Source organism: Aeromicrobium sp. 50.2.37, assembly GCF_024655735.1.
Classification (GTDB): domain Bacteria; phylum Actinomycetota; class Actinomycetes; order Propionibacteriales; family Nocardioidaceae; genus Aeromicrobium.
Genome location: NZ_JANLGG010000017.1, coordinates 22,902 through 29,104, shown reverse-complemented (window position 1 = coordinate 29,104; position 6,203 = coordinate 22,902). Strand labels below are relative to the sequence as shown.

At 72.5% G+C, this 6,203-nt stretch carries 9 protein-coding genes; 7 read left to right on the top strand and 2 right to left on the bottom strand.

Annotated elements, in window-relative coordinates:
* Positions 1-137 precede the first annotated feature (137 nt).
* From NUV38_RS10575 to NUV38_RS10565, 3 genes are read left to right on the top strand one after another with little or no spacing between them, the layout of a single operon-like run.
* Positions 138-548 carry a hypothetical protein gene (locus NUV38_RS10575; RefSeq protein ID WP_257729088.1) on the top strand — a complete coding sequence of 137 codons (411 nt, stop codon included), beginning with the start codon at positions 138-140 and terminating at the stop codon, positions 546-548.
* Positions 549-606: 58 nt separating this feature from the next.
* Entirely contained in the window at positions 607-1,800 is a 1,194-nt protein-coding gene (locus tag NUV38_RS10570) for an alanine racemase (protein ID WP_257729087.1), read from the top strand.
* A 19-nt stretch (positions 1,801-1,819) separates the two neighbouring features.
* Complete coding sequence (locus NUV38_RS10565; protein ID WP_257729086.1) at positions 1,820-3,115, top strand: D-arabinono-1,4-lactone oxidase; 1,296 nt, start codon at positions 1,820-1,822, stop codon at positions 3,113-3,115.
* Between the two features lie 6 nt (positions 3,116-3,121).
* On the opposite strand, the gene NUV38_RS10560 is transcribed toward NUV38_RS10565, so the two are convergent.
* Positions 3,122-3,376 (bottom strand): metal-sensitive transcriptional regulator, encoded by a 255-nt coding sequence (locus NUV38_RS10560; protein WP_055963293.1) that lies wholly within the window; start codon positions 3,374-3,376, stop codon positions 3,122-3,124.
* A gap of 80 nt (positions 3,377-3,456) precedes the next feature.
* Between NUV38_RS10560 and NUV38_RS10555 the strand changes: the two genes are divergently transcribed.
* The 4 genes from NUV38_RS10555 (at position 3,457) to NUV38_RS10540 (ending at position 5,643) form a co-directional block, all read left to right on the top strand.
* A complete protein-coding gene (locus NUV38_RS10555; RefSeq protein ID WP_257729085.1) occupies positions 3,457-3,822 on the top strand; it encodes a carboxymuconolactone decarboxylase family protein in 366 nt (121 codons plus the stop codon).
* Between the two features lie 15 nt (positions 3,823-3,837).
* The gene (locus NUV38_RS10550) at positions 3,838-4,002 is read left to right on the top strand and encodes a hypothetical protein (protein ID WP_257729084.1); all 165 of its coding nucleotides are present in this window, start codon (positions 3,838-3,840) and stop codon (positions 4,000-4,002) included.
* A 42-nt stretch (positions 4,003-4,044) separates the two neighbouring features.
* The gene (locus NUV38_RS10545) at positions 4,045-4,611 is read left to right on the top strand and encodes a DinB family protein (protein ID WP_257729083.1); all 567 of its coding nucleotides are present in this window, start codon (positions 4,045-4,047) and stop codon (positions 4,609-4,611) included.
* A 144-nt stretch (positions 4,612-4,755) separates the two neighbouring features.
* Positions 4,756-5,643: a phenylalanine 4-monooxygenase gene (locus NUV38_RS10540; RefSeq protein ID WP_257729082.1), complete on the top strand. Its 888-nt coding sequence runs from the start codon at positions 4,756-4,758 to the stop codon at positions 5,641-5,643.
* 18 nt (positions 5,644-5,661) lie between these two features.
* Here NUV38_RS10540 and NUV38_RS10535 read toward each other — a convergent pair whose 3' ends face one another.
* Positions 5,662-6,141: a CoxG family protein gene (locus NUV38_RS10535; protein ID WP_257729081.1), complete on the bottom strand. Its 480-nt coding sequence runs from the start codon at positions 6,139-6,141 to the stop codon at positions 5,662-5,664.
* Positions 6,142-6,203: the final 62 nt, after the last annotated feature.

Sequence of the window (6,203 nt, the reverse complement as noted above, 5' to 3'; positions counted from 1 at the left end):
ACATCCTCATTACAAGTGAGGCGCTCTACCAACTGAGCTACGGAGGCGTACCGACCCATCGTAGGGCGACTGCCGTCACAGACAGGGGTGCACGTCCTCCTCTACGGTGGACGACGCCGTCGATCATCGAGGACCCCATGCGCATCCGCACCGTCAGCCTGACCACTGCCGTCGCGGTGATGGCCATGCTCACCGTGGGCACGGTCGCCCTCGTGTCCGCCACGGGCGGCGGTGACCGCTCGAGCGCGAGCGACGCGCCGGCCGGGGTACCGACCACCTCGCTGTCGCCGCCCACGACGACGCCGTCGCCCACGCCGCGACCCACGGAGTCGTCCGACGACACCGACGAACCGGCCGACCCGGAGCCGTCGAGCCGCGCGACGTCGGCGCCGTCGAAGGCTCCCCGCACGTCGGCTCCTCGCACCAGCGCGCCCCGACCGGCGGCCACCACGCAGCGCCCCGCTCCCGCCCCGTCGAGCGCCGCCCCGTCGCCCAGCGCGACGCCTGGCCTGCTCGACGGCCTGCTCGGCCCCCTGCTCGGCGACTGATCACGAGCCTGCGTCCGGACCCTCCCGCTGACCCTCCCGGTCGTGCCATCCTGAGCGGGTGAGCGCACCCTTCGCACGCCTGCTCTCGGCCACCGCTCCCCTCTCGGCCCCCCTCGCCGCGCTCGACGCCCCGGCACTGTGGGCGAACGCCGACGACCTCGTGCGGCGCGCGGCCGGCGTGCCAATCCGCGTGGCCAGCAAGTCGGTGCGCGTGCGGTCGGTCATCGAGCGCACGCTCGACCGTCCGGGCTTCGCCGGCGTCATGTCCTACTCGTTGGCGGAGAGCTGCTGGCTGGTCGACCAGGGCGTGACCGACGACGTGCTGCTCGCCTACCCGACCGTCGACCGCGCGGGTCTGCTCCTCCTCACCGAGCGCAGCATCGAGGGCGAACGGCGCCGGGCGGCGATCACCCTGATGATCGACTCGGTCGAGGCCCTCCGGGTCGTCGACACCCTCGTCGGAGGGTCCCACCCCGAGCTGCGCGTGTGCCTCGACGTCGACGCCTCCCTGCGTCCTGGCGCCCTGGGGCTCCACCCGATCCACCTCGGCGTGCGCCGCTCGCCCGTGCACTCGGCCAAGCAGGCCGGCGCCCTCGCCCGCGCCGTCAGCGCCCACGCGGGCTTCGACCTCGTGGGCGTCATGTTCTACGACGCGCAGGTCGCGGGGCTGCCGGACACGTCGCCGGCCGTCCGGATGGTGAAGCGGATCTCCAGCACCGAGCTCGCGCACCGCCGAGGCGACGTCGTCCGGGCCGTCTCGCAGCACGCCGACCTCGAGATCGTCAACGCGGGCGGCACCGGCAGCCTCGAGGTCACCGGCGCCGATCCGGCCATCACCGAGCTCACGGCGGGCTCGGGGCTGTTCACCCCCACGCTCTTCGACGGCTACGACGCGTTCGAGGCACACCCGGCCGCCTACTTCGTGCTCGACGTCGTCCGCCGGCCCGCCAAGGACGTGGCCACGTGCTTCGCCGGCGGCTACACGGCCTCCGGGCCGGCGCAGGCCAACCGCATGCCCACCCCGGTGTGGCCGGAGGGACTCACGCTCCTCGGCACCGAGGGCGTGGGTGAGGTGCAGACCCCGGTGAAGGGCAAGGCGGCCCGCGGCCTGCGCATCGGCGACCGCGTGGTGTTCCGCCACGCCAAGGCCGGCGAGATGTGCGAACGCTTCGACGCGGTCACGCTGGTCGACGACGCCGGCCGTGCCGAGACGGTGCCCACGTACCGCGGAGAAGGGAAGAACTTCGGATGAGCGTGGGGTGGGCGGCGCGATGAGCGTGCTGTGGCAGAACTGGGCCCGCAGCGTCCGAGCACACCCTAGGCGGGTGCTGCACCCGGCGTCGACGCCGGAGGTGGTCGAGGCGGTGCGCGCGGCGCGTGCCGAGGGCCTGCCGGTCAAGGCCTACGGCGCCGGCCACTCGTTCACGCCGATCGCGGCCACCGAGGGGGTGCTGCTGCGGCTCGACAGGATGGACGCCGTGCTGGGTCACGACCCCTCCACCTCGCGCGTCCGCGTCCAGGCCGGCATCACTCTGCACGCGCTCAACCCACGCCTGCTCGCGCTGGGGCTGGCGCTGCCGAACCTCGGTGACGTGGACCCGCAGTCGGTGGCAGGCGCGGTGTCCACCGGCACCCACGGCACGGGCCACCGACTGCACGGCATCTCCGCAGCGGTGGTCGGGGTGCAGCTCGTCACCGCCGACGGCGACGTCGTCGAGATCGACGAGCAGCACCCGTGGTTCGGTGCTTCCCGCGTCACGCTCGGCGCGCTGGGCATCGTGACCGAGGTGACGCTCCAGTGCGTGCCGGCGTTCCTGCTGCACGCCCGTGAGGAGCCGATGCCGCTGCCCGAGGTGCTGGACCGGCTCCCCGAGCTCGTCGAGGAGAACGACCACTTCGAGTTCTACTGGTTCCCGCACACGGAGAAGGCGCTGGTCAAGCGCAACAACCGGGTGCCCGGCGGCTCCGAGCGTGCACCGGTGGGACGGGTGCGGCACCTGGTCGACGACGAGCTCCTGAGCAACGGCCTGTTCGAGGTGGCCAACCGGGTGGGCCGGCGCGTGCCGTCACTCGTGCCGCGCATCAACCAGGTGAGCGGGTCGGCGCTGTCGGCCCGCGAGTACGTGGACCACTCGCACGAGGTGTTCGTCTCCCCGCGGCGGGTCCGGTTCCGCGAGTCGGAGTTCGCCATGCCGCGGGCGGCCCTGCCCGAGGTGATCGCGTCGCTGCAGCGGTGGTTCGGCGCGGGGCACGAGACCGTGTCGTTCCCGATCGAGGTGCGGTTCACGGCCGCCGACGACGTGTGGATGTCGACCGGGCACGAGCGCGACAACTGCTACGTGGCGGTGCACCAGTACCACCGGCTCGACCCGACGACGTACTTCGCGGCCGCGCAGGACGTGTTCACCGCGCACGAGGGGCGACCGCACTGGGGCAAGATGCACACCCTCGGGTCCGACTACCTCAGCGGTCGGTACGCCCGCTTCGACGACTTCGTCGCGATCCGCGACGAGCTCGACCCGCACCGCGTGTTCTCCAACCCCTACCTCGAGCGCGTGCTCGGGTAGGACGCCTCACGCGAGCGACAGGAAGACCTTCTCGAGCCGGGCGACGTCGACGTCCTCGCCCTCGGTGACGCACTTCTGCATCCCCGTGCTCACGAGCGCGAAGCCGCTGCGGCTGAGGGCCTTGCTCACGGCGGCCAGCTGCGTGACGACGTCCTCGCACTCCGCGCCCTCCTCCAGCATGCGGATGACGCTGGCCAGGTGGCCGTGGGCGCGCTTCATGCGCAGCGCGACGGCCTTGGTGTCCTCGGGCTCCAGGTGCATGCCCCCCAGCATACAACCCCCCTGGGGGATCTGTGCTACGGTCGACAGCATCCCCCCTAGGGGATGGAGAGGAGTTTGTCATGACCCACGGAAAGGCCGTGCTCGACGAGCTGTCACCCCTGCACCGCGCCCTGCGCAAGGCCGTGCCCGACGTCTACGCCGGCTTCGGCGCCCTGCACAAGGCCGCGTTCGCCGAGGGCGCCTTGGACACGCGCACCAAGGAGCTCATCGCGCTCTCCATCGGTGTCGTCGAGGGCTGCGACGGCTGCATCGCCTCCCACGCCCAGGCCGCGGCCCGCGCCGGTGCGACCCGGCAGGAGGCCGCCGAGGCCATCGGCGTCACCTTCCTCATGCACGGCGGGCCGGCCACCATCCACGGCGCCCGCGCCTACGAGGCGTTCTGCGAGTTCGCGCCCGAGGACGAGCCCGCACCCACCACCGCCTGACCCAGGAGTACCGACATGTGCCGACCCGTGACCTGCTCCACCTGCTCGAAGACCACCTGGGCCGGCTGCGGCCAGCACGTCGCCCAGGTGCGCGCCATGGTCCCCGACGACCAGTGGTGCGCCGGGCATCCCGACGAGCCGCGCAGCGGCGGGATGCTGCGCCGCCTCCTCGGTCGCTGACCACCCCTTGCCGCGCTCCCCGGCCTCGTGCTGAGGTGGGCCGTGACCAACGATGAGCACGGCGGGGGTGCCGGGCCCCGGGCGGCGGATGAGCACGGCCGACCGGACCCACCCTTCGCGGGTGACGAGATGTCGACGCTGCGGGGGTTCCTGGACTTCCACCGCCGCACGCTCGCGTGGAAGCTCGAGGGGCTGACCCGTGACCAGCTGGCCGCGACGCACCCTCCGTCGACCATGACGTTGGGCGGGATGCTCACGCACCTGGCGTACGTCGAGGACTGGTGGTTCGGCGTGGTGCTCGACGGCTCCGACCCCGTCGAGCCGTGGGCGAGCGCGCCGTGGCACGAGGACCCGGACTGGGACTGGCGCCCCGCCGCAGCCGACCCCGACGCCGCGGCGGCGCTGTGGGAGTCGGCCGTCGCGCGGTCCGACGCCCTGCTCGTCGCGGCGCCCGACGGTCTCGAGACCGTCGCCGTGCGGCGCGACCGGCGCACCGGCGAGCCGATCTCCCTGCGGTGGATCGTCGTGCACATGATCGAGGAGTACTGCCGCCACAACGGCCACGCCGACCTGCTGCGCGAGGCGATCGACGGCAGCACGGGCGAGTAGCGCCGCGACCTTTCCGTCCGCGTGGGCCCGTGGTTGGATGGATGTGACCAGCACCACATCGCTGCGTCATCGGCGCGTGCCTCACCCCGGCACCGCTCCACCCATGGCGGACCCCCACCAGGTTGTCCGCGGTCAGGAGGATCCATGTTCGAGGAAGGCCAGTACTTCGCCCCGGTCACGCAGACCGACGACGGCCGCATGTCCGTCGAGCTGGGCGCCGACCATCCCGGGCTGAACGACCCGGAGTACCGCGAGCGGCGCGACCTGCTGGCCACGCTCGCCCACCGCTGGCAGCCCGGCGAGCCCGCCCCCGAGGCGCCCTACACCGACGCCGAGCACGAGGTGTGGCGCGTCGTCAGCGAGGACCTCCTCGCCAAGCACGAGACCTACGCCTGCCGCGAGTTCCTCGACGGCAAGGCCGCCCTCGACCTCCCGCTCGACCGCGTGCCGCAGCTCGAGGAGCTGTCCGACCGGCTGGAGCCGATCACCGGCTTCCGGTACCGCCCCGCCGCGGGGCTCGTGCCACTGCGCGACTTCTACGGGGCGCTGGCCGACCACGGCTTCTGGGCCACCCAGTACGTGCGCCACCACTCCGTCCCGCTCTACACACCCGAGCCCGACGTGCTGCACGAGGTCGTCGGCCACGGCAACACGCTCGCCGACCCCCGGTTCACCCGCCTGTACGAGGCCGCCGGCCAGGCCGCCCGGCGCGTCGAGACGGCCGAGGCGCTCGAGTTCGTCAGCCGGGTCTTCTGGTTCACCCTCGAGTTCGGCGTGGTGCACGAGCCCGACGGCCTCAAGGCATTCGGCGCCGGCATCCTGTCGAGCCCCGGCGAGATCGAGGAGTTCCGCGCCATGACGATCAAGCCGCTTGACGTCGTGGCCATGGGCACCACCGACTACGACATCACCCACTACCAGGACGTGCTGTTCGCGGCGGACTCCTTCGCCCACGTGGAGGACGCGGTCGGCGGCTTCTGGGACACCTGCACCGACGACTCGATCAGCACGCTGCGCCGCACCGCCGCCTGACGGAGGCCCTCGCGGGACCTAGGCGTCGACCTGGTCGGCGTCGAGCCGGTCGAGCAGCGCGCGACCGAACCCGCGGCCCATCGTCGCGAGCACCCCGTCCATGGCCGTCTTCACGGCCGGCTTGGCGATCTTGGCCAGCGGCAGGTCCACCCGGACCTCGAGGTCGATGTCGAGCAGGGTGCCCTGCTCGTGCTCGGTGAGCGTGTAGACCCCCTCGACGCCGGCTCGCTCACGCTCGCCCTCCGGCGGGTCGTGGGTGAAGGACAGTCGGCTGGGCTCGTCGGACTCCATGCGCACCGTGAAGGCCGGCGCGATGCTCACGCCGAGGCCAGGCACCTCGTCCATCGACCAGCGCCAGTGGTCGCCGTCGACCTCGATGCTCCGCACCAGGGGCGTCATGTCCGCGACGGCGTCGGGGTCGGTGAGGACCGCCCACACCTGCTCCCGGTCGGCCGTGATGACGGCGGACGACGAACGCTTCGACGAGAACCAGGTCATGCGACGATCCTGCCTGCAGAACCGCGGCTCCGCGCGTCGGTGCCTTCCCTGGGTAGCGTGGC

Excerpts from the sequence above, each read along its gene's own strand:
- NUV38_RS10540 (WP_257729082.1), top strand. The coding sequence starts at position 4,756 with ATGTTCGAGGAAGGCCAGTACTTCGCCCCGGTCACGCAGACCGACGAC.
- NUV38_RS10565 (WP_257729086.1), top strand. The coding sequence starts at position 1,820 with ATGAGCGTGCTGTGGCAGAACTGGGCCCGCAGCGTCCGAGCACACCCT.
- NUV38_RS10535 (WP_257729081.1), bottom strand. The coding sequence starts at position 6,141 with ATGACCTGGTTCTCGTCGAAGCGTTCGTCGTCCGCCGTCATCACGGCC.
- NUV38_RS10575 (WP_257729088.1), top strand. The coding sequence starts at position 138 with ATGCGCATCCGCACCGTCAGCCTGACCACTGCCGTCGCGGTGATGGCC.
- NUV38_RS10550 (WP_257729084.1), top strand. The coding sequence starts at position 3,838 with ATGTGCCGACCCGTGACCTGCTCCACCTGCTCGAAGACCACCTGGGCC.
- NUV38_RS10555 (WP_257729085.1), top strand. The coding sequence starts at position 3,457 with ATGACCCACGGAAAGGCCGTGCTCGACGAGCTGTCACCCCTGCACCGC.
- NUV38_RS10560 (WP_055963293.1), bottom strand. The coding sequence starts at position 3,376 with ATGCACCTGGAGCCCGAGGACACCAAGGCCGTCGCGCTGCGCATGAAG.